A 21045-nucleotide genomic window follows, 5' to 3' on the forward strand; every position below is an offset into this window, starting at 1 on the left:
GAAAGCCCCTGGACGGTGGGGCGGCCGTTGACGATGTCTGTTTGCACTGGGATTCCCCTCTAGCTCAGTGTCGCGGTTGAAGTACGACGGCGGCCCGGCGTTCCGGCGCGGTGGCCACCATTTCGGTGGCGTAGCCGACCCCGGATGCCAGGGCGTCCGGCCAGACTGCGCCGCGTGCCGCTGACACGAGGAATGCCGCGTTGAACCCGTCCCCCGCCCCCGTTGAATCGACCACGTCAACGCGTGCCGCCGGCTGGGCGGACCATCCCCCGTCAGGGGAGGCCAGGCCGGCGCCGCGGGCGCCCATCTTGACCGCAACGAGCGTATTCGTGGTCACGGACAACCGGCGGGCGGCCCGTTCGGTGTTCCCGTCATCCATGAGGCCGTGCAGTTCGTCGTCGTTGGGCAGGAAGATGTCCACCAGGGCAAGGGCGCTGAGCACTTCCTGCCGCGTGGCCGCGGTCCACCCCTCCGGCGGCCAGCCGGTGTCCAATACCGTCCGGGCGCCCGACAGTCCGGCCCGTCCGAACAGTTCCGCCGACGCGGGGCCGCGCATCCCGGGCAGCAGGAAGTAGCCGGCCAGGGCGACGTACCTGCTGGAAAGCATGTCTTCAGTGATGTCGTCAGGAGTCATCGACGCCATGGCGCCCAGGGAGGAAATGAACGCACGGTCGCGCCCCGGCGCCTCCACGGCAACGGTGATGCCGCTGGGTTCACCCGGGGTCCGAAGCAGCCGCGCCTGGAGCGACGGCAGCCGGAGCTCCGCTTCCAGGACCATCACCGACGTGTCGTCGCCAACGCGACTGACCAGGATGGTGGGGAAGTCCAGGCCGGCGCACCGGACAGCGAAGTTTCCCGCCGAACCGCCCAGCCGGAGGGAAACCGAGGACACCACGCGCTCGGTTCCCGGCTCGGGCAGGTCCCGGGTGTCCGCCACCACAACATCGATATTGGTGTTCCCGATGATGGTGATTCCATCAGTCACCAATGGCCTCTTCCTGCGTCCGCGGCGGCTGCCATCAGCCGTTCCCTGGCCGAGTCAATCTGGCTCCGTCTGCGTTGGACATCACGGCCGAAATCGTCTGCGCGCTGCCGTGACTCGGCGGCGTTGCGCCGCACGGCCTCGCTGCCGGGACTTCCGTCCTGCGTCCGGGCAAGGATCAGTTCCGGCTGCTGTCCGGCGCTCAACGTCGTGGCCACCAGCTCCTCGTCAAGGCCGGCGTCTATGCCGGCATCCGCGAAGGCCTTCGCGACCCCGTCCGCGGTCCAGTCCGCCGGCGCGTCGGCGCGCACCAGCCGGCCGACGACGTCGTGGGCCGTCCGCCACGGGATTCCCCGGGCGGCGAGCGCCTCCGCAACGGCGGTGGTGGTGGCCCCGGAGGCGACGATTTCCGCACGGTCCGGCAGCTGGAGCACCTTCAGGTCCAGCAGCAGCCCGTCCATCATCCGCATAAAACGGACCACACGTTCCCCGGCGCGCCACAAGTGCTTTTGCACATCAGTGGTGGCGTTGTTGGAGTCCTCGTACCAGGCCGAGCCGATGTTCGCGTAGGTGGCTGCCATGTCCGCCGCGGTAACACCGGCCATGGACACCATGTGCTCCAGCACCACGGGGTTCTTCTTCTGCGGCATGATCGACGAGCCCTGGGTGTAGGCGGTTGGCGTTTCCACCCATTTGAAGGTCATCCACTCAAGCAGCACGCGGGCGAAGCGGGCGCCGGTGGCGGTGATGCGGGCCTGGACCGCGGCCAGCCGCATGAAGTGTTCCGCTCCCGCCACGGCCTCATAGCTGGAGGTGAAGCTGGAATCGAAGCCGGTCAGCTCGCCCACCATCAGCGGGTCGATCGGCAGGTCGGTGCCGGTGAACGCGGCCGATCCCAGCGGCGAAACGTTCAGCTCGTCGTAGATGCTGAGCATCTCCTTTGCCTGGCTGAGCATCGCTTCGGAGAGACCGGCGAGGACGTGGCCGATCGTCGTCGGCTGGGCGGGGCGGCGGTGGGTGAACCCGATGATCAGGCTGTCTGCGTTCGCGGCGGCCTGCACGGCCGCGTCGTTGGCTGCCTGGACCACCAGGGCGGCCTGGTCCAGCAGTTGGCGCCGCAGGACCATCCGGAACACGCCGGCGTCGAGATCGTTCCGGCTCCTGGCCAGCTGGACGTCGAGTTCGGAGGTTGGGATCCCGCACTCGGCGGCGAGTTGCTGCTCCAGGAAGTAATACGGATCCTCGACGCTGCCATCGAAAACGTAAGCCTGTTCGCCCGATTCGGTCCTGGCCCACAGGGTCAGCAACCCCTTCATCAGGACTTCCCCCCGGCCACGCGGAAGGATGCCCTGCCGGGTCAGCATCAGGACGTGGGCCAGGCTTGCTTCGACCATGCCCGGGTAGATGTGCGGTGCTGCTTCGTAGAAGGCGTCCCGCAGGTGGTTGTCCCAGTAGATGCTGAGGTTTTCCTGGTCCTTGAGGTCGGGGCGCGGCATGGACGGATCGGTGGGGGTGTTCATTCGTATCTCCGGTTCCATGGATCAGGTGGGTGTGGGGGCCATAACGGGACTAAGGGGCGCACCGGCGGGCTGCCCGCCCCGTGCCTTCCTGTCGCGGCGGGGTGTCTCCAGCCGCTGGGCGATGACCAGCACGATGAGGATCAGCGCCATCTGAAGCGTGCCGTAGGCCGCGGCCGTGCCGAACTCGTTGGAGTAGATGCGGTTGTAGATCTCCACGGACAGCGGCGCAAAGCGTGCCGGGTAGACCACCACGGACGCCACGTACTCACCGAAGCCCTGGATAAACGCCATCAGCGCACCGGCCAGGATGCCGCGGGACATCAGGGGCACCGTCACGGTGCGCAGGGCACGCCAGGGACCCGCGCCAAGGTTCCGTGCCGCTTCCTCGACGCTGGGGTCGATCTGGGCCAGCGACGCGTTGGCGGAGCGGAACACCAGGGCCAGGAAGCGGACGAAATAGGCCACCGGGAGGATCCACAGGGATCCGATGAGTACCTGGCCGAGATTGAACGGGCCCGGGGTGGCGAAGGCCGTGACGATGTTGACGCCGATGACGGTGCCGGGGAGTGCCCACGGGAGCATCACCATCACATCGAGCAAACCCCTGCCCGGGCCTTTCCACCGGGTGACCACCCAGGCGGCAAGGACCCCGACCAGGATGCAGCCGATCATGGCCACGAAGGACATCTGGGCGCTGACCAGGATGGGGCGCAGCGTGACGGGGTCCGTGAAGATCCGGGCGAAGTTGTCCAGGGTGTAGTCCGGCGGCAGGATCTGTGTGGTCCACGACCCGTCCACGGTGAAGGACAGCAGGGCGATCGTGGCCGGCGGCGCCATCAGGAACAGGACCAGCAGCAACGATCCGACCCCGGCAAGGGTGCGGGGCAGCACACCGTGCAGGACCTTCACGGCCTGGGGCGTTCCCTTGGAGGAACCGCGGTGGAGGCGCCGGTTTTCGTACCAGCGCATGGCCAGCAGGAAGAAGATTGACACGACGGAAAGGACCACCGCCTGGGCCGCGGCGACATCGTACGCGCCGCTGGTTCGTGAGGCGACGATCTGCATGGTCAGGGTCTGCACGTTGTAGAACTGGGGCGCGGTGAAGGATGCCATCGAGACCATAAAGGTCAGCAGCGTTCCGGAAACCAGCGCCGGGGTGAGCATGGGCAGGAGAACCGTGCGCCACATGCGGAAGCGGCTCGCGCCCAGGTTGAGCGCCGCCTCCTCCATGGACGCGTCGGATCCGGCCAGCGCCGAGGAGACGGCGAGGTAGAAATAGGGGTACATGGTCATGGTGTGGACCAGGAGCACGCCCCAGACGCCGTTGGCGGAGACGGCCGCGGCGTCGGCGCCGAAGTAGCGCTCCAGAAAGCGCGGAACAATGCCGCTTTCGGCGTACAGGAAGTAGAAGGACACGGCGCCGATCAGCGGAGGCAGCGCCATGGGCAGCAGCGCGAAGAGCCGCAGCACCCTGCGGCCCGGAAAATCAAAGCGCGACAACAGGACGGCGAGCGCCGTGCCGAGTACACCGGTGGTCAGGACCGATCCCACCGAGATGCCCACCGAGAGTCCCAGCGCCGTGGCGGATGAGCCGTTGATGAATCCCTTGTAGGCGCTCCCTCCGCTCTCGGCGCTGGTGGTGGCGGTGGCCAGCATCGGCACCACGATGTACACCAGGAGCACCAGAACCACCGGGGCGGCGAGGAAGTAGACGAACCGGTCCGACGACGTCAGGGAGGACCGGTTCCGCAGCCTCGGAACGGTGACCGTCACGGCTCCACCAGCCACACGCGGTCCTGGTGCGGTGCCATCGATACGAGGTCCCCGGGTTCGGCGCGGTCCACGGTGTCCGGCGCAGAAACAACGATCTGCTCGCCGTGCCAGTCGATCTCGTAGATATTGACGGCGCCGGTGAACTCGGCGGTAAGGACCCTCCCGGCGAGTTGGCCCGCCGTCTCCTTCCCCTGGCTGACGGTGAGGCCGATGGATTCCGGCCGGAGCGACACCGCGGCCTTGTCCCCGGCGGAGACCCGGGCCGATATCGACCCCTCCACCCGGGGTGTCTTGAGAACGGTGCCATCGGCCAGGCTGATGCTGACGGAGCCGCCGTCGGCGCCGCCGTCCACACCCAGCACGGTACAGGGCAGCACGTTGGAGCGGCCGATGAATCTGGCGACGAAGGCCGTGGCGGGGCGGTTGTAGACCTCGCGGGGAGAGCCGACCTGGTGGAGCTCGCCTTCGTTAAGCACCGCCACGCGGTCGCTCATCGCCATTGCCTCGGCCTGGTCATGGGTGACGTAGAGGCACGTGGTGCCTGCCGCCTTCTGCGTGGACCTGATTTCGGTACGCGTTTCCTCGCGCAGCTTCGCGTCCAGGTTGGAGAGCGGCTCGTCCAGCAGCAGGGCCGCCGGGCGGATCACCAGGGCCCGGGCCAAAGCCACGCGCTGCTGCTGCCCGCCGGAAAGCATGTCGATCCGGCGGTCGCCGAACTCCTGGAGTCCCACCTGGGCGAGCGCCTCGTCGATCCGCCTGTTCTTGTCCTGCTTGGGCACGTTGCGCGCATTCAGGCCGTAGGCAACGTTTCCCCGGACGCTCATGTGCGGGAACAAGGCGTAGTTCTGGAAGACCATGCCGGTGTCCCGCTTGTTGGGTGCCGTGTTGGTGACGTCCTTGTCGCCGAAGTGGATGCTTCCGCTGGAAGGCTGGATGAATCCTGCCACCATCCGCAGCGTTGTTGACTTGCCACAGCCGGAGGGACCCAGCAGGGTGAAGAACTCGCCGTCCTCGATGGTGACCGTGAGGTTCGATACCGCCGGTTTGGCCCCCGGGTACTGCTTGCTGATGGCGTTGAGGAAGACGCGTGTCATGGCTGCTCCACAGGGGTGGTAGTTGTGTGCTGGCGGGGCGGCGTGTCCGGCGGGGCAGCCGGTGGCCGCCCCGCCGTGCGCGGTACTATTTGTTGCCTTGGCCCTTGATGTTCGCGGCCCAGTAAGCGCTCCATTCGGGCTCGCTCTTGTTGACGCGTTCCCAGTTGACCTTCATTTCCTTCAGGTCCAGGTCGGCCAGCCAGGCCGGTTCCTTGGGCAGTGAGATCGTCGGGATCTGGAAGTACGTCTCGGACAGCTTGGTCTGTTCATCCTTGCTCATAAGGAAGGACAGGAAGGCGTCCGCTCCGGCCGGAGACGGTCCGTCCTTGATCTTTGCCACACCGTCAATGAGCATCGGCGCACCGGATGCAGGCACCACTGGAGTGAAGGGGGCCTTCTGGTTCTTGATCTGCAGCATGACATCCTGCAGGTTCCAGGCAGTCACGGCAGCTTCCTGGCGTGTGATCCTCAGGTAGAGGTCCGTCGGGTTGGCGGCGTAGACCTTGGTGTTGGCATCGAGTTTCTTGAGCCACTCGTAGCCTGCGTCGGGGCTGCCCGCGGCGTCGAACTGGCGGTCAATCATCGCCGCAGAAATGCTGCGCATGGTGCCGGATGCCAGGACGTCGCGGATGGCGATCTTGTCCTTCATCGCGGGGCTGATGAGGTCGTCCCAGTCTTTGGGAGCCTGGTCGGCGGTGAGCATGTCCTTGTTGTAGAAGATGACCTCGGCCAGCTTCATCTCACCTACCCAGACACCGTCAGCGTCGCGCTGTCCGGCGGGGACGGCGTCGATAACGTCCTTCGGCGCAGGAGACAGGACCTGCTCGGCAGCGGCCTGCTGCATCTGCTGCTGAGTGCCGCCCCACCAGATGTCGCCCTGCGGGTTGGACTTTTCGGCCTTGACGCGTTCCAGGGCCTCCTGGGCGCCCAATGTCAGCAGTTGGACTTTGCCCGCGTATTTCGGGTTGGCCTTTTCGAAATCTGCTATCACCTCGGTAGCGAGGGCTTTGTCCCGTGCCGTGTAAATGGTCAGGGTCCCGGTGTCCTCGGCACCGGCCGACGTTCCGGAGGGCTTGGGAGAGTCGAGTCCGCAGGCAGACATTCCAAGCATGAGTGCGAGGCCGCCAGCTAGCAGCGCGGATCGCAATGGACGTAACGTCATTGGTTTCTCCTAGTACTTTGGTGTGGCTGATGGTTGGACAGAAAAACTTGGTGGTTCGTTCATCCGGCGACCTCGGTGAAGAGGGTCGCGGGGCTCTTCACCACCTTCGCGATGGCGCCATGCAGGATTGCCGCCTGTCCGAGCTCGGCGAAGACCACTTCGGTCAGGGACGGCGCTGACCTCTGGACCGTGCCGCGGAGCTTTTCCCGCGCATCGCGGGTCAGGAGGACCGCGTCGCCGGAGAAGATCACGCGTGCGGGGTTGACGACGCAAACGCAGATGATGGCGGCGAAAGCCCAGGCCTGAATAACGTCATCCAGCAGCCGGACAGCCGCCGGCGAATCGGCGCTGCAGAGGGATTCCACCACCGTTTCCTCAGCGAGCGACAGACCGAGCAGCGCGCCGGACTCGCGGATGCCGGCGGCGGTCCAGCGCCGTTCGTAGTCTCCGCGTTCCCCGCGCGGGCTGGCCGCCAAACCCTGCGGAAGGAAGCCGATTTCGCCTGCGGAACGGCTTGATCCTTCCAGGACCTCTCCGCCGGCGATGATCGTCGCGCCGATGCCCTCGGCAACATGGATCAGGACCAGGTCCTCCACGCCGTTGCCCGCGCCGTCCACCCGCTCCCCCAGGGCGATCAGGTTGACGTCATTTTCCACCGTGGTGCGGAGCCCTGTTGCGGCTTCGAGTTCGTCCACGAGGCGAAGGTGGGCAACGGGGCCGAACGCGGGCGCCAGGGCCACGGAACCGTCGGAGGCGACGACGCCGGGCAGTGCCACCACCACGTGAACGGGCGGTATCACCGCCCGACGGTGGAGTGACATCACAGTACTCGCCGTGCTGCCCACCGGGTCCGCGGGATCGAAATCCTGTTCAGCGGCATCCAGGCGGTTGCCGTCCAGGTCCACCAGGGCGCACCAGATCCGGGTGCCACGGAGACCGACGACGGCGATGGTCACCGAGGAGCGGTTGAGCTCGATCAGCGTCCGCCGCCGGCCGCCGGTCGATTCCTGTTGCCCCACAACCCGCAGGTAGCCGGCGTCGCTGAGGTCCTGCACGATGCCCGTGACCGTGGAGGGGCTGTAACCGGTCCGGTGCGCCAGGTCTGTCCGGGCCAGGGGACCCGCCTCCAGCAGGGTGCTGAAGATGGCGCTGACCCGGATTCTGCGCAGCGCATCCCTCCCCGTCGGGGCGTCGCGCTGTGATCCAGGTAACATACTTACTTTATACGGCGAATAAAGTAAGAGCGCAAGGGGTGGGCGGCGGACGACGGCGGGACGTCCCGCCGTCGTCCGTTTGCGTAGGTGCCCGCGCCGAAAGTACACCGCGGTGACCGTGTCCACGAGCGTCGGTTGTCAGTAAACTGGGACGCATGACCGAGCACGAACCGGCCCCGGCCGGCGTCGCAGCGGCTGCAGGCCCGGCCGATGCCGACGCCATCGATACGTCCTTACGCACTCCGGCGCAGCGGTCCCGCACGTTCGCGGGGATCCTGGTGAACACCGCCCTCGCCAACATCACCACGAGCTACCTGTGGTTCGCCCTGACGTTCTGGGTGTACCTGGAGACGCGGAACGTGATCGCCACCGGGGTGATCGGCGGCGCGTACATGCTATTGATCGCCCTTTCCAGCATCAGCTTCGGCACCTACGTGGACCGCTACCGGAAGCTGGCAGTGATGCGCTTCGCCGCCGGTTTCACGCTGGTGATGTTCGTGCTGTCCGGGGTGATGTTCCTACTAACACCGGCCGCCAGCATGCTGGACCTGACACTGCCGTGGTTCTGGGTCTTCGCCATGATCATCCTGATCGGTGCGGTGGTGGAAAACATGCGGAACATTGCCCTCTCCACCACGGTCACCATCCTTATCGAGCCTGACCGGCGGGCCAACGCCAACGGGATGGTGGGCATGGTGCAAGGGCTGGCATTCATCGTCACCTCCGTGCTCTCGGGGCTGTCGGTGGGATTGCTTGGCATGGGGTGGACGATCGTCGTCGCTTTGGTGCTGACGGCCCTGGCCTTCGCGCACTTACTCACGCTGCGCATGCCCGAGGAAGTGCGGGTGGCCGCCACGGACGCCCACGGCACGTTCGACCTGCGCGGATCCCTCGCCGCAGTGCTGGCGATTGCCGGGCTGTTCGCGCTGATCCTGTTCTCCACGTTCAACAACTTCATCGGCGGCGTCTACATGGCGCTGATGGATCCGTACGGCCTGGAGATGTTCCCGGTGGAACTGTGGGGAACCGTCTTCGCAGTCGGCGCCACCGGGTTCATCCTGGGTGGCGCGGTGATCGGCAAGTTCGGGCTCGGGGCCAACCCGTTGCGCACCATGCTCATCGCGGTGGTCGTCATGGGCGTCCTCGGTGCGGTGTTCACGGTGCGGGAGTGGGCGTGGCTCTACATCGCCGGCATCTGGCTGTACATGGTCCTGATCCCCTTCGTGGAGGCCGCCGAACAGACGGTCATCCAGCGGGTGGTGCCGTTGCCGCGGCAGGGCCGGGTGTTCGGATTCGCCATGGCATTCGAGTCCGCGGCAGCGCCGATCACCGCGTTCCTCATCGCGCCGATCGCCCAGGTCTGGATCATCCCGTACGCTCGGTCCACGGAGGGCGCTGCCCAGCTGGCTCCGCTGCTCGGCGAGGGCGTCTCCCGCGGCATCGCCCTGGTGTTCCTGGTGGCCGGCATCATCATGATCGCCGCCGCGTTGCTGGCCTTCCTGACCCCGGTCTACCGCCGGGTCTCGGCGACGTATGCGCAGGCAGCTGCCGAGGCGCCGGAGACGGCGGAATCGCCCCCTCCGGATAAGTAGGAACTTACAGAAACCGGACGACGGCGGGACCTCCCGCCGTCGTCCGGTTCCCTACGTTGCGGCTTCCGCCTCCGCCAGCCTGATCATGCGGAGCTCGCCGGCCACCGCGCGGGACGGCCAATAGTCATTCGCCAGTTCCCTCGCATGGCCCTGATCCGCTGCCGGGAAGATTTTCCCGAGCAGCTCCGCCGAGTAGAGCAGCGCGGTCAGTGCGGTGGTACGCGGATCGGAGGCTCCACCCCTGAGCGCGGCCTCGACCCCTTTCAGCAGCGCTGCCTCAGGAGCGTGGTTCTTCTCCGGGTACCGCGTGGTCCTGAACAGGCCAAGGTGCCGTTCGCCCACGTGGTCCACGATGCCCAGCGCCGCCATCCCCTCATAGACACGGTGCAGCTCAGCGCGGCTCTCCAGCATCGAGACCCACCGTTTGGGAGTGTGCGGTCGCGACGTATCCCGGATGAGTTCCAGCTGGTGCTGGAAATCCGTTTGCGGGGTGGCGCCGGTAGCCCTGACATGCTTCCCCTGCAGCTCGATGGCGCCGAGCAGGTCCAGCTCGGCCAGTATCGCCCCGGCCAAAGCGACCTTGAGCACAACATGTGGAACGGCGGGCTGGCCGTCCTTGTCGTTGGTCGCCAGCAGGAGCAACGCCTGGGGAATGTTCAGCTCTTCCGCCCTGGGTATTTCAGCGTCCATAGGATCATGGTGGACCCGACCGGGCGCCCACCACAACGGTGATTCTCCGGCACTAACGCTCAACGCGGGGTCACTTACTGCCCAATTACGGGCACATATCGGGCCAAAAGTGACCCCGCGTTGGCCGTAGCGCAGGGGAGCCAGCAAGCGTAGCGTCGTTTGGAGAAACGGCGGGTGCCGGCAGCCGTGGGACCGACAGGCAAACGGCACCCTCGCTAGGTTCTTGGAGGTGGCCACGGTGGCTGGATGGAATGCTGACACGGCGGCCGGCCCGCTGGGGGCCGGGTCGGTCACGTTGGTCGAGGGATCGTCCTTCTGCATTTCTTTGCCGAACGGGGACATCAATGCCGACCATCCGCATGGTCTTTTCGTGCAGGATGCCCGCATCCTCTCGGGCTGGAGTCTGACCGTTGATGGCCAGCCGCTTGAACCTTTGGCGGCGGAGACGAAGGAGCCGTACCGGGCGCTGTTTGTCGGGCGGGTTCCCCGCTCTGACGGTCGAGGCCGACTTCGCGGACCTCTTCGAGGTGAAAGAGGCACGGATCCAGCGGCGCTGGGACGAAACGCGCCAGGCCGACGGCGGCACGCTCACCATCCGCGCCGTCTGGCAGGACGTCCGGAAGGGCGTCGCCATCCAGGCACGCGTAGCAGACATAACGCCGGAAGCCCTCACCTACAAGGTGACCATCCCGCCGCACGGCCACTGGAGCACCGTCCTGACCGTGGCGCCCAGCACCGAGGGAGACAGCCCCGCGGCGGCATTCGTCCATCCCGACGCGAACGGATTGTCGCCCCGGGACCTGCGCCGGCAGGAATGGGTGGCCAAGATTCCGGTGCTCCAGATGGGAAACCGGTCCATCGAACGGACCCTGCGGCGCAGCTACGACGATCTAGGTGCCCTTCGGATCGAGGACCCCGATCATCCGGAACGTGTCGTGGTGGCCGCCGGCGCACCCTGGTTCATGACACTGTTCGGCCGCGACTCGCTGTGGGCTTCAGTCATGGCGATGCCGGTTGACCCGTCCCTGGCCCTTGGCACGCTGCAGACCCTGGCAGGAACCGGGCAAGATCCTCCACGAAGTCCGGCTGGAGACGTCGAGCTGTTCTGCGGGTTCAGCCGGGAGCAGCTCGCCGGATCACCATCGACATTGCCGATTCCGTCCCTTCCGTCCAGGGACTGCCGGAAGGGATGGCGTTCCACCGCGGGCACCGTCCGTGGATGAGTGAACTCGTAGCGCAGGCCGATTCGCGCCGAACGGAAGCGCGGCGCGACCGCGCCTAGCGATTTATCACAGGTTCGCGGCTTCTTGCTCCGCCAGTCTGATCATCCGAAGTTCGTCCTCTACCGCGCGGGACGGCCAATAGTCCTTCGACAGCTCAGTTGCCCGGGTCAGATCTGCCGCCGGGAAGAGCTTGCCCAGCATTCCGGCCGCCTGAAGCAGGGCGATCAGCACTATGGTCCTGGCATCGGGCGCCTTCGAATCAGGCTTGGCATCAGTCGCCCCGGCAGCTGGCTTCGTGGCCTCGGACGCCCCCGCATCGGACGCGGCATCACTGGTCCCCGCATCAGAGCCGGCGTCGGTCGCCGTGGTATCGGTCGCCGTCGTATCCGGCGGCTCAAGATCGGACGGCGGGCCGCTGAGTGCGGCCTGGATCTTTTCCAGGAGCGCCGCCTCCGGAGCGTGGTCCTTCTCCGGGTACCGCGCGGCCCGGAACCGGCCCAGGTGCTTTTCGCCGACATGTTCCACGATGCCCAGTGACGCCATGCCCTCGTAGACACGCTGCACTACGGCGCGGCCCTCCAGCATGCCCACCCAACCCTTGGGGCTGTGGGGCCGGGATTTGCCGCGGATGACTTCGAGCTCGCGCTGGAAGTCTGTTTGCGGGGCGTCGCCGGTGGCCCTGACGCGCTTCCCCTGCAGCTCGATCGCACCGATCAGGTCCAGCTCGGCCAGTATTGCCCCTGCCACAGTGGTCCTGAGTGCGAACACCGGCACTTCGGGTTTGCCGTTCATGTCGTTCGTTGCCAGCAGAAGGAAGGCCTGGGGAAGGTTCAGCTCCGCGGCCTTCGGTGTTTCAGCGTCCATACGAACATGGTGGCCCTATTGGGCGCCCACCACAATGAGGATTTACAAGCGGACAACGGCGCCCTCTGCCCACGTCCTATTTGGGGACGGGAACGGACGACGGCGGGACGTCCCGCCGTCGTACGCTTGCGTTGGGTGCCGCTGGCCGTCGCGCGGTGAGCACCGCGTTGATGAACCAGACAGGCAGCGTGAGTCCGCAGGCAACCGTCAGGGGCGGCAACACCATGACAGGCACACACGCCACACCGACCGCTACCGCCAGCAGCGACCGGCCCGGACGGCGCAGTGCGGCGCTCACGGCCGACTTCACCATGACGCCGGCCGTGAGAACGTCGTTGTCCGGTTCGCTGGCCAGCACGATGTAGTTCACGGTGAACGCCAGCACGGCCAGGAGTATGGGCAGCTGGGCCCCGAGCAGGACGACACTCATGGGCGTCGGGTGGCCGGCAAGCCACAGCATATTCGCCGTGACCACTCCAAAAGCCAGGGGAATGCCGGCGGCGGCCGGCAGGTCCCTGCGCCAGGACGTTCGCACGGAGCGGACCACACCGAGGAAGGCCTCGTCGTCAGTGTGGCCGATGGACCGCAGCACCCGGGTGGCCCCGACAAGCCCGGAAAGCCACGTCACGACGGGGAGCAAAAAGAGAATGGCCGCGATGTTGGCCAGGAACAGGCTGGAGGGATAGCGCAGGAGTCCCAGGGACGCTGCTGCCAGGCCCTCCGGCCTCGATCCGCCAGGCCCGGACCCGTTAAGTGTCGTCATTCCCCCGCCATTCCTATCTCGCCGTCGGCACTCCACCGGAGGCTCAGCACCCTGCCGGCGTCGCCGGATCCCTGACTGAAAGCGGACAGATCCACCTTACGGCCGTGAATCTCCAGATGGCTGGCACCATATGCCAGGAGTCCGCCTCCGGATTCGTCTTCGAAAGCCACCGCTGATTCCGCGGCCAACGTCAGGGGCCCGGCACATCTGGAAGCCCCGTCGTCGGCCGGCGGAAAGAACCACGTGCTGCGGCGGCCCGCGCCGGGACGGCCGGCAAGCCGCGGCTGTCCCGCACTGTCCCCGGCGAGGCTGAAAACACCGTTCCCGGCGTCCGGCCGGATGGCTGCCCTGTCGCCGTGCGGGTCGGTGCGCGGCTGAAGGATCCGCGTAAACCGGGCCTGCTTAACTGGGCCAGCGTCGGATCTGAGGCGCTGCATGGTCCTGGTGATGCTCAGCGACGGCGTGCTTGATGTGGGGTTAGCGCTCACCTCGACACATTCCGTCCCCGTCGTCGTCCCCTCGTCGAAAATATCGATAGTCAGGGACCCGAAGCCTTTGCGCACGGTCCACCATTGCGGCGTTTCCTGTGTGGCCGGTACATCGGAGTGCAACAGCCAACTCCACTCACGTGGTGCGCTGGCCTCCAGCCGGTCATCAATGAAGAGTTCCCCGCCCGGACCAACCAGCAGCGTGCGCAGCATTGTCTGAACCCCGAGTTCCGGCGGATAGCAGGGGGCCGTATCGACGATGAGCAGTCCCAGCGCTCCGGTGCCCGGTGCGCCTGCGGCGCAGGCATGCAGCACGGGGGCCGCGACTTCGGGCAGGTTCTTCCACACGCTGTAGCTGCCTTCACCGCGCATCCCGCGCCCGTCAACGAGAACGACGTTGTGGTGTCCGGACAGCTTCCGGCTGCTGTAGCCCTCATCGATGGCAAGGTATTCGCCGCCGCCAATCACCACAAACGCACCCATGTCGGGGTGCGAGTGTCCGTCGCTCGCCGCCTGCCACTTGCCGGATGCTGCCAGCACGTGGCCTTCCCGCCAGGAACCGTGCCCGCTTCCGGGCGAGGCTTTGACCGAGACCATGTTTGCATCATCGCGCCACGATGTCCGGGTGGCCAGCAGTCCCAAGTCAGCAAAGCTGCGCCCCGTTGGCAAGGCCGCGGGCGATACCGGTTCAATCGTCTCGTCGAACCAGAGGAACTCGAGGTAGGCCTCCGGCATCACCCCGGGACGTACGCCGCTTTCATAGGCTTCGCGCCAGAAATACTGATCGGCAACCCGGTTGGCCAGCCACTGGGCCTCGCCGATTCCATATTCGCTGGCGAGCTTGTAGTACAGCGCCACACTGTGACCGCTGCGCCGGTCGTGGCAGTCGCCGTGATCGATAATCGTTTCAAAGCCCGGGGCGGCCTGGTGCAGCCGGTACCAGAACGTCTGGCGCAGAAAATCGAAGTCCTTGAACGCGTTGTGGCCGTCCGGGTCGTGGGCTGTCCGCATGAGGTCAGCATGTGCGGCCAGCCACGGGACGCCGTATCTCCAGTAGACGACCCCTTCGCCGTCGGCGCCATCGGCCGGCAGCCGGCGCCGCAGTTCGCGTGCGTTGGCGGCCGCCGACGCGGTCCAGTCCCCCGACCCCGGGTGGCCGTGCAGTGCATAACCAACGGCGGCCAGGCCCGAATAGCAGATCCAGTTGTGGTTTTGCCAGTACGCGTCGGCCCACCAGGCGCCGCGGTTTTCCTCGATGTATTGATGGAGGCGCTCCGCCTGCAGCGCCAGCTTGGCCTGCAGCATGCTGTGCTCCTCAGCCGGGAGCAGATGGCCCACCCAGTTCTCCACCAACGCCAGTCCGAAGCAGAGCCACCCGGCGTCGAGGTCGGTATCGGGCATGTGTTCCTTGCCCCAGTGCGGCAGGGCGCAGGTGGCCCGCAGCCAGCGGCGGAGTTCCGTCAGGTACCAGGGCTGGCCGGTGAGCAGATGGGCGAGCGCCAGATTGGGGGCGCCCGCCCCCAGCCAGGTGATGCTGGCCGAGGGATGCTGTTCCGGCAGCACCTGCCGGGCGGACCATTCACATTGCTCATGGAGCCGTCGGAACTGCGAGCGGTGTGAAGTTGTGACGGCGCTGCGGAGCGCCTCAAGCCTGTCGCCGATCAGGAGGCTCATCAGTGGGCCGCGTAGGTGTAGGTGCGGCCGGAAACGGTCACGATGATTCGGCCGTCCTGAACGTCCAGTCCGGCTGCCGGATCGGCGGCTGAGTACAGGGACGCGAACCGCGTGAGGGGTTTCCGGCCAGCCCGGCGTCCAGCGTCCAGTCTGCGCCTGAACGCCAGAGATGAGGGCGGTCCGCCGGTGCCCGCACGGGCACCGAGCGGAGGCCGAAGGGCCCTTGCGGAGTATGCGGGAGCAGGTGGGTCCCGAAGAGGAGTTCTGAGCCCTCGCCCCAGGTGCTCCGCCACTGCAGAGGGTCCCCGGGCACGGGCCGCACCGCGAAATCCACGTCCGGCCTGAATCCCAGGCTGATCTCGCCGGAGGGCGTGTCGGCACCGTGGTCCGCTTCCACATCGAAGATGTCGATGATGTGGTCCGGCGCCATGATCACCCGCCGGCGCAGGAGCACGCCCGGGTACGCTCCCCGGGTTTCCGCCGCGAGGAAGGCTGTCCCGCCGTCCATACGGGTGTCGAGCAGTTTTCCGGAACACTCAGCCTGTTCCCCGTTGCCGATCCGCACGGTGGGATGGGACCGGACACCTGCGTACGGGTAGCGCAGGAATGAACCGTACGGCGGCGCCCCGGGATCCGGCTGCCACCAGACACCCCGGCCATAGAAGTAGAGTGCCAGTTTGTCGAAGTGCCCGTGCGATCCGCCGTGCGGTCCGAAATCGAGAATGGCGCTGAACCCCGTTCCGCCCTGGCGCACGATTCCGAAGCCGGCGTCGGGAAAGACGGAAAGGCCGACGGCGTCCTCGGGTTGTGCAGGTTCCGCCGGGCCCGCTGCGGCACCGGTCTGCGTGCCGGGTCCGGACTCACTGCGGCCGGCCACGCCGTCGCCGGCTCCCCCAATCCAGCCGCGGATCATGGCCACCGTCTCCCGCGCCTCCGAGCCCAGGCGGGCCGCAGCTGCATCGCGGATGGCGGCGGTCTGCGCTACGAGGTCCGGAAACAGCTGACTGGCGAGCTCCATCGTTTCCAGGTACTCAAGATCCTGCGCCCGGCGGGCCACTGGGCTGTCATGGATGGCCGGCACCGTGCCATCGGCGGTGCTGATGGCGGTGAGTGCGCCGATCATGGCCCGCAGCGTCTGCTGTGTCTCCTCCGGGATTTCGACTGCGGACCATCCCCGCAGTGACAGGAGGGAGGCCCTCAGAACGAACATGTGATAGTACGGTGCGCCTTCCCATTCCCATCCGTCCGGGAGGATTGCGGCCTGAAGGTGCCGGGCCAGGCCGACGGGGCCGGTCATCAAATCCCCGCGCGTATCAAGGTCCCCGTCCAGGGCGGCCAGGGCGCCGCTGGCCAGGCGTTCCGCGGCGGTCAGCCAGGCGGTGTAGTTGCTCTTCAGCTTTCCGGCGTCGATGAGTTCGGCACGCCCGGCCCGGACTGTTTCGAGGATGGCAGCCAGGAGGCTGCGGGCATCGTCTTCGGCGGGGCCCCAGTCAAAATCCGGAAGCTGTTCGCACAATGCCCAGATGCCGTCAGCCACGGCCACACCCCAGATGGCCTCGGTCAGTGCCTGGTGGAACAAGCGGCCGCGGACCATCCAGGGTTCGGCGTCTTCATTGGGTTTGTTCCCGACCGTGTCCAGCAGCGCACGGTATTGGGCGAGGGCCTCGAAGACATGTGCCGCGTCGCCGCGGTGACCGGCGAGCCGGATGCGGCGGGCAGCCTGCTGATGGCACATGACGGTCCAGGCGCCGGAATACGGTTCACCGGAGACCTCGCATCCCGCCGGGCAGCGGAAGGTCTGGGTTTCGCTGGTCGACTCACCCGGGAGCAGCTCGGCACCATGCACCGGGCAGGCAAAGTTGTGCCACCAACCGCCAGGCCGGTTGGGGATGGCCGGCCGTTCGTACGTGGTCTGCGGTGTGGCCGTCATTTGATCTTTTCTCCGCCGGTGACATCCCAGGTTTCCCCGGTGATGAACGAAGCCTTGGGGGAACTGAGGAACGTGACAACATTGGCGACGTCCTCGGCGGTACCGGAGCGGCCCAGTGGAATCCCGGAGGAAATCTTCCTCTGCGCCTCCGCACCCGTGAACGTGTCATGGAAAGCGGTGTTGGCGATAAAGCCCGGTGCCACGGCATTGACCCGCACGCCCGCAGGCGCCAACTCCTTGGCCAGGGCACGGGCCAGGCCGTCAACGCCGGCCTTCGCCGCGGCGTAGGCGATGGCACCGGGACCGCCGCCGTTGTGCGCGGCCACGGAGGACATCAGGACGACGGAACCACCGCTTTCCGCCAACAGGGGCGCTGCGGCCTGGACGGTAAAAAAGGCGCTGCTCAGGTTGACGTCAATCACTTTGTGCCAGAATTCGGCGTCGATATCCGCCAGGGCGCGGCGGTCCACCAGGTGGCCGGCATTGGCAACCACGGTGTCCAGGCCGCCCAGCTCGTCCCTTGCGGCGCGCAGTAGATCGTCCACATCCTGTTGGATTGTCAGGTCGGCACGCACCGCGACGGCGTTCCGCCCCAGGGCCTGGATCTCGGCAACGGTATCCTGCGCGTCATCCTTGCTCGTGTTGTAGTGCACAACGACGTCGGCGCCGGACTTTGCGAGGGACAGCGCGCAGGCGCGGCCAATACCGTGGCCGGCCCCAGTGACGAGGGCACGCGTGGGAAGGGCGGGGGAAGTCAAAGACAAGGTGTTCTCCTGTTTCATTATTTGATGCCTGCGTGGGTGAATCCGTCGACGAAATAGCGCTGGCCCAGCAGGAAGAGCGCCACCATCGGGAGCGTGGCCAGGGCAGTCCCGGCCATCAGCAGCGACCATTGGGTGGTGTTTTCGTTCTGGAAGACCGACAGACCTACCTGGATGACGCGCAAGTTGTCCGAGGATGTGACCAGCAGCGGCCACAGGAAGTTGTTCCAGGAGGACTCAAACGTCAGCAGCGCCACGGTGGCAATGGCCGGTTTGATCTGCGGGGTGATGATCCTGGCATAGATGCCGAATTCGCTGACGCCATCCAGGCGGGCTGCTTCGGCCAGCTCAACGGGAACGGAGGCGTAGAACTGGCGGAACAGGAACACTGCAAAAGGTGTCACCGCGCCCGGAATTATCAACGCCCACCAGGAATCCAGCCAGCCAATGCCGCCCTGCCCGAACGCGTCGTTGCCCCCGAAGAACGGCATGAACCGCACGATCAGGAACTCCGGGACGATCTTCGTGTAAGTCGGGATCATCAGGGCGGCGATGAACGCTCCCATAATCAGGGTTGATCCACGGAATTTGAGTCTGGCCAGCGCGTATCCGGCCATCGAGGCCATCACCAGGTTGAGCACTGTGTGGCTGATGGCGATGATGAAGCTGTTGCGCGCATACGTGGCGAAGGGGGCGGCCTTCAGCGCATCGGAGTAGTTGCTCCACTGGAGTTCTCCGGGAATCAGCGGCGGATTGGCCATGCCCAGCTCACTCGGCGGCCGCAGCGAGGTAATGATCATCCACAGGAACGGGACCAGCATGACGAACGCAATGGCGATCAGCGCCAGGCACAGCAGACCGCGCCGGAACCGGGCCTTTCGTTTGTGGTCCACCAGGGTGGCTGCCCCCGGCGCTGCGGTAGGCCCGGTGTGTTGCGGCGCTCGCTTTGGAGCCTTAACTATCGTCATTGGATCCTCCCATCAGGCGGCGGTTGATCAGCGTCAGGACGATCAGGAAGACGAACAGCACCAGAGACTGCGCACAGGCCAGGCCCATCCTGAACTGCTGGAACGCTGACTTGTAGATCTCGTAGGTAATCAGGGTGGTGGAGTTGGCGGGGCCGCCCTGGGTCAGGATGTACACCTGGTCGAAAGCCTGGAACGCGCCGATGATCGAGGTCACCAGGACGAAGAAGGTGGCGGGTTTGAGCATCGGCACGGTGATCTGCATGAACTTCTGCACCGCGGTGGCGCCGTCAATGGAGGCGGCTTCGAACACATCCTTCGGCAAGCCCTGCAGGGCGGCCAAGTAGATCAGCATCTTCAGCCCGATCCCCTGCCAGACACCCACGGCAATGATCGACGGCAGCGACCACGCGGTATCCGTCAGCCACGACACCTGGCCAATGCCGAAGAATCCGAGCAGCTGGTTGGCCAGGCCGCCGCGCGGGTTGTAGATCCAGAGCCACACCAGGGCGATGGCCACGGTGGCGGTGACCTGCGGAATGAAGATCGCCGTGCGGTACAGCATTTGCCCGCGGATGCCCTGGTTCAGCATCACGGCCAGGACCAGTGCGATGGCCATGGAGACCGGCACGGTGAAGAAGGCGTAGACGGCCGTGTTCCTCAGGCTGGTCATAAACACCGGATCGGTGAACAGATCTTCGAAATTGGCCAGGCCAATGAAGCGGGGAGCTGAGATGACGTCGTACTGGGTGAAACTGAGCACGATCGAGGCGAGCATCGGAAGGCCGATCCAGATGCCGGCGTGGAGGCTGGCCGGCAAGGCCATCCATACCCCTGCGCGCCGCTGGGATCGCAGCAGGCTGGAGACCTTTTTCCGTGGCGGGACGGACTGGGCTGCGGTATCCGGCGAGGCGGTGGCGACCGATGTCACTGGAGCCGGCCGATCGCGTCGTTGGCCGTATCTGCCAGCCGGTCCAGGGCTTCCTGGGCCGTTGCTTTCCCGGTGAGTGCTTCCTCAACGGCTGCCTTGATGGTGTCCCGGATCTCCATCCACGCCGGCGTGCCGCCTTCGCTGACCGACTTGTCCAAGTTGTCGACGGCGAACCGGACGAAGTCGTTGTTCTTGACGTAGTCGCTGGAGGCCAGCGCACTGATCGCGGGAACGGAACCACGGTATTCACAGGTATGGAGGATGACCTCAGGGCTGGCCAGGTACCGCACAAAGGTCTGGGCGGCGTCGGGGTTCTTGGACCGCGCGGAGACCGAGGCCAGCGTCCCGCCTTGGAACATCGCCTCCGTGGTGTTCTTCAGAAGGAAAGTTCCGATCTTTCCTTCCTTGATGAGCTCCGGACTCTGCTGCTGGATGGTCATGAAGTGTGCGTTGTTGACCAGGGCCATCGCGGCGTTGCCTGTCTGCAGCTGCAGCGGCTTGCCCGCTTCGGAACGGAAGTCGAAGGCGGTGGATCCGTCCTTGATCAGCCCGGCCAGGAATTCAAGTGCCTCGACGCCTTCGCGCTGATTGAACAGGACCTTCCTGCCCGTTTCGTCAAAGAGCTTGCCGCCGTTGGCGAAAAGGGCGTACTCCCAGCCCTGGCGGAGGTCGATCGAGAAGGCGTCAATGCCTGCCCGTGATATCCGGCCGCCGCTGGAGCGGGTGAGCTCCTTGGCGATTCCGCGGAGCTCTTCCCAGTTCTGCGGCGGTGCAGTGATCCCGGCTTCCTCGAAAATGTCTTTCCGGTAGGCCACGAATCGTGTGTCGAGCACGGCGGGCAGGGCGTAAAGCTTGCCCTCGTGCCTGGAAGGATCGAGCACCCGCGGGTGGAAGCCTTGGCCGTCGGCGAATTCCGCCGGCAGCTCGGCCAGCACGCCCTTGGCGGCGAAGGGCGGAATCCATCCCACGCCGAGCATCAGGACGTCGGCCACGGTTCCGCCGGCCAGTCCGGTGGTCAGCTTTTCGTTCAGGGCCGAGTAATTCACGTAGTCGACCTTGAAGCTCACATCCGGGTGGGTTTTCTGGAAGGCGGGGATGAGTTTCTGCTCCAGCAGTGCCTTGCCGGCGGCGCCTTCGAAGATCGGGGTAAGCAGCGAAACCTGGCCGGACAGTTTGCCGGTGGCCACAGTGGCCGGCCCTGATCCCGCTGTTGGCCCGGAACAGGCGGCGGCCGACAGGGCTACCGAGCTGATTCCCACGGCTGAAAGAAATGAGCGGCGTGTCAGCGTCATTACTGAACCTTTCTTATCAAGCGTCATGTCGAGAGGGGTTCGATCTGAATCGGTGAACTTTTGGCGTCACGGACAGTTTGTCAGGATGCCGAGTCATTCAGTATGCTGAATGGCAATCACATATAGA

General features: G+C 66.0%; 16 protein-coding genes and 1 pseudogene. 2 read left to right on the forward strand and 15 right to left on the reverse strand.

Annotated elements, in window-relative coordinates; translation table 11 throughout:
• Positions 1 to 64 precede the first annotated feature (64 nt).
• The 6 genes from NIBR502772_RS21650 to NIBR502772_RS21675 all read right to left on the reverse strand — a co-directional run bounded on the left by NIBR502772_RS21650 (position 65) and on the right by NIBR502772_RS21675 (position 7745).
• Entirely contained in the window at positions 65 to 985 is a 921-nt protein-coding gene (locus NIBR502772_RS21650; RefSeq protein ID WP_168223596.1) for a carbohydrate kinase family protein, read from the reverse strand.
• On the reverse strand, positions 982 to 2502 hold the full coding sequence (locus tag NIBR502772_RS21655) for a lyase family protein (protein WP_210412340.1): 1521 nt from the start codon (positions 2500 to 2502) through the stop codon (positions 982 to 984). The genes NIBR502772_RS21650 and NIBR502772_RS21655 overlap by 4 nt, the downstream gene beginning before the upstream one ends.
• 21 nt (positions 2503 to 2523) lie before the next feature.
• The gene (locus NIBR502772_RS21660; protein WP_246848628.1) at positions 2524 to 4275 is read right to left on the reverse strand and encodes an iron ABC transporter permease; all 1752 of its coding nucleotides are present in this window, start codon (positions 4273 to 4275) and stop codon (positions 2524 to 2526) included.
• A complete protein-coding gene (locus NIBR502772_RS21665) occupies positions 4272 to 5369 on the reverse strand; it encodes an ABC transporter ATP-binding protein (protein WP_141141762.1) in 1098 nt (365 codons plus the stop codon). Before NIBR502772_RS21665 ends, NIBR502772_RS21660 begins: the two co-directional genes overlap by 4 nt.
• Positions 5370 to 5454: 85 nt before the next feature.
• Positions 5455 to 6531 (reverse strand): extracellular solute-binding protein, encoded by a 1077-nt coding sequence (locus NIBR502772_RS21670; protein WP_141141763.1) that lies wholly within the window; start codon positions 6529 to 6531, stop codon positions 5455 to 5457.
• 59 nt (positions 6532 to 6590) lie between these two features.
• Entirely contained in the window at positions 6591 to 7745 is a 1155-nt protein-coding gene (locus tag NIBR502772_RS21675) for an ROK family transcriptional regulator (protein WP_141141764.1), read from the reverse strand.
• 155 nt (positions 7746 to 7900) lie between these two features.
• Here NIBR502772_RS21675 and NIBR502772_RS21680 point away from each other — a divergent pair, with 155 nt between their 5' ends.
• Complete coding sequence (locus tag NIBR502772_RS21680; RefSeq protein WP_141141765.1) at positions 7901 to 9337, forward strand: MFS transporter; 1437 nt, start codon at positions 7901 to 7903, stop codon at positions 9335 to 9337.
• 51 nt (positions 9338 to 9388) lie between these two features.
• Here the strand turns inward: NIBR502772_RS21680 and NIBR502772_RS21685 are convergent, their stop codons facing one another.
• Positions 9389 to 10027, reverse strand: a complete 639-nt coding sequence (locus NIBR502772_RS21685) for a GPP34 family phosphoprotein (RefSeq protein ID WP_141141766.1) — start codon at positions 10025 to 10027, stop codon at positions 9389 to 9391.
• 238 nt (positions 10028 to 10265) lie between these two features.
• Between NIBR502772_RS21685 and NIBR502772_RS21690 the strand changes: the two are divergent.
• Positions 10266 to 11128: pseudogene (locus NIBR502772_RS21690) on the forward strand (glycogen debranching N-terminal domain-containing protein); the annotation flags it as partial.
• A 188-nt stretch (positions 11129 to 11316) separates the two neighbouring features.
• Here the strand turns inward: NIBR502772_RS21690 and NIBR502772_RS21695 are convergent.
• From NIBR502772_RS21695 to NIBR502772_RS21730, 8 genes are all read right to left on the reverse strand, one after another.
• The gene (locus tag NIBR502772_RS21695; protein ID WP_141141767.1) at positions 11317 to 12114 is read right to left on the reverse strand and encodes a GPP34 family phosphoprotein; all 798 of its coding nucleotides are present in this window, start codon (positions 12112 to 12114) and stop codon (positions 11317 to 11319) included.
• Between the two features lie 76 nt (positions 12115 to 12190).
• Positions 12191 to 12877 (reverse strand): hypothetical protein, encoded by a 687-nt coding sequence (locus tag NIBR502772_RS21700; protein ID WP_141141768.1) that lies wholly within the window; start codon positions 12875 to 12877, stop codon positions 12191 to 12193.
• A complete protein-coding gene (locus NIBR502772_RS21705; protein WP_168223597.1) occupies positions 12874 to 15039 on the reverse strand; it encodes a heparinase II/III family protein in 2166 nt (721 codons plus the stop codon). The genes NIBR502772_RS21700 and NIBR502772_RS21705 overlap by 4 nt, the downstream gene beginning before the upstream one ends.
• Positions 15040 to 15076: 37 nt before the next feature.
• The gene (locus NIBR502772_RS21710; protein WP_141141770.1) at positions 15077 to 16969 is read right to left on the reverse strand and encodes a heparinase II/III family protein; all 1893 of its coding nucleotides are present in this window, start codon (positions 16967 to 16969) and stop codon (positions 15077 to 15079) included.
• Positions 16966 to 17733, reverse strand: a complete 768-nt coding sequence (locus tag NIBR502772_RS21715; protein WP_246848629.1) for an SDR family NAD(P)-dependent oxidoreductase — start codon at positions 17731 to 17733, stop codon at positions 16966 to 16968. The genes NIBR502772_RS21710 and NIBR502772_RS21715 overlap by 4 nt, the downstream gene beginning before the upstream one ends.
• Before the next feature lie 17 nt (positions 17734 to 17750).
• Entirely contained in the window at positions 17751 to 18698 is a 948-nt protein-coding gene (locus NIBR502772_RS21720) for a carbohydrate ABC transporter permease (protein ID WP_141141772.1), read from the reverse strand.
• Entirely contained in the window at positions 18685 to 19626 is a 942-nt protein-coding gene (locus NIBR502772_RS21725; RefSeq protein WP_210412341.1) for a carbohydrate ABC transporter permease, read from the reverse strand. The genes NIBR502772_RS21720 and NIBR502772_RS21725 overlap by 14 nt, the downstream gene beginning before the upstream one ends.
• Positions 19623 to 20918 (reverse strand): ABC transporter substrate-binding protein, encoded by a 1296-nt coding sequence (locus tag NIBR502772_RS21730; protein WP_141141773.1) that lies wholly within the window; start codon positions 20916 to 20918, stop codon positions 19623 to 19625. The genes NIBR502772_RS21725 and NIBR502772_RS21730 overlap by 4 nt, the downstream gene beginning before the upstream one ends.
• Positions 20919 to 21045: the final 127 nt, after the last annotated feature.

Source organism: Pseudarthrobacter sp. NIBRBAC000502772, from assembly GCF_006517235.1.
In the GTDB taxonomy this organism is placed as follows: Bacteria; Actinomycetota; Actinomycetes; order Actinomycetales; family Micrococcaceae; genus Arthrobacter.

Excerpts from the sequence above, each read along its gene's own strand:
- NIBR502772_RS21655 (WP_210412340.1), bottom strand. The coding sequence starts at position 2,502 with ATGAACACCCCCACCGATCCGTCCATGCCGCGCCCCGACCTCAAGGAC.
- NIBR502772_RS21665 (WP_141141762.1), bottom strand. The coding sequence starts at position 5,369 with ATGACACGCGTCTTCCTCAACGCCATCAGCAAGCAGTACCCGGGGGCC.
- NIBR502772_RS21670 (WP_141141763.1), bottom strand. The coding sequence starts at position 6,531 with ATGACGTTACGTCCATTGCGATCCGCGCTGCTAGCTGGCGGCCTCGCA.
- NIBR502772_RS21675 (WP_141141764.1), bottom strand. The coding sequence starts at position 7,745 with ATGTTACCTGGATCACAGCGCGACGCCCCGACGGGGAGGGATGCGCTG.
- NIBR502772_RS21680 (WP_141141765.1), top strand. The coding sequence starts at position 7,901 with ATGACCGAGCACGAACCGGCCCCGGCCGGCGTCGCAGCGGCTGCAGGC.
- NIBR502772_RS21685 (WP_141141766.1), bottom strand. The coding sequence starts at position 10,027 with ATGGACGCTGAAATACCCAGGGCGGAAGAGCTGAACATTCCCCAGGCG.
- NIBR502772_RS21695 (WP_141141767.1), bottom strand. The coding sequence starts at position 12,114 with ATGGACGCTGAAACACCGAAGGCCGCGGAGCTGAACCTTCCCCAGGCC.
- NIBR502772_RS21700 (WP_141141768.1), bottom strand. The coding sequence starts at position 12,877 with ATGACGACACTTAACGGGTCCGGGCCTGGCGGATCGAGGCCGGAGGGC.
- NIBR502772_RS21705 (WP_168223597.1), bottom strand. The coding sequence starts at position 15,039 with ATGAGCCTCCTGATCGGCGACAGGCTTGAGGCGCTCCGCAGCGCCGTC.
- NIBR502772_RS21710 (WP_141141770.1), bottom strand. The coding sequence starts at position 16,969 with ATGACGGCCACACCGCAGACCACGTACGAACGGCCGGCCATCCCCAAC.
- NIBR502772_RS21720 (WP_141141772.1), bottom strand. The coding sequence starts at position 18,698 with ATGACGATAGTTAAGGCTCCAAAGCGAGCGCCGCAACACACCGGGCCT.
- NIBR502772_RS21730 (WP_141141773.1), bottom strand. The coding sequence starts at position 20,918 with ATGACGCTGACACGCCGCTCATTTCTTTCAGCCGTGGGAATCAGCTCG.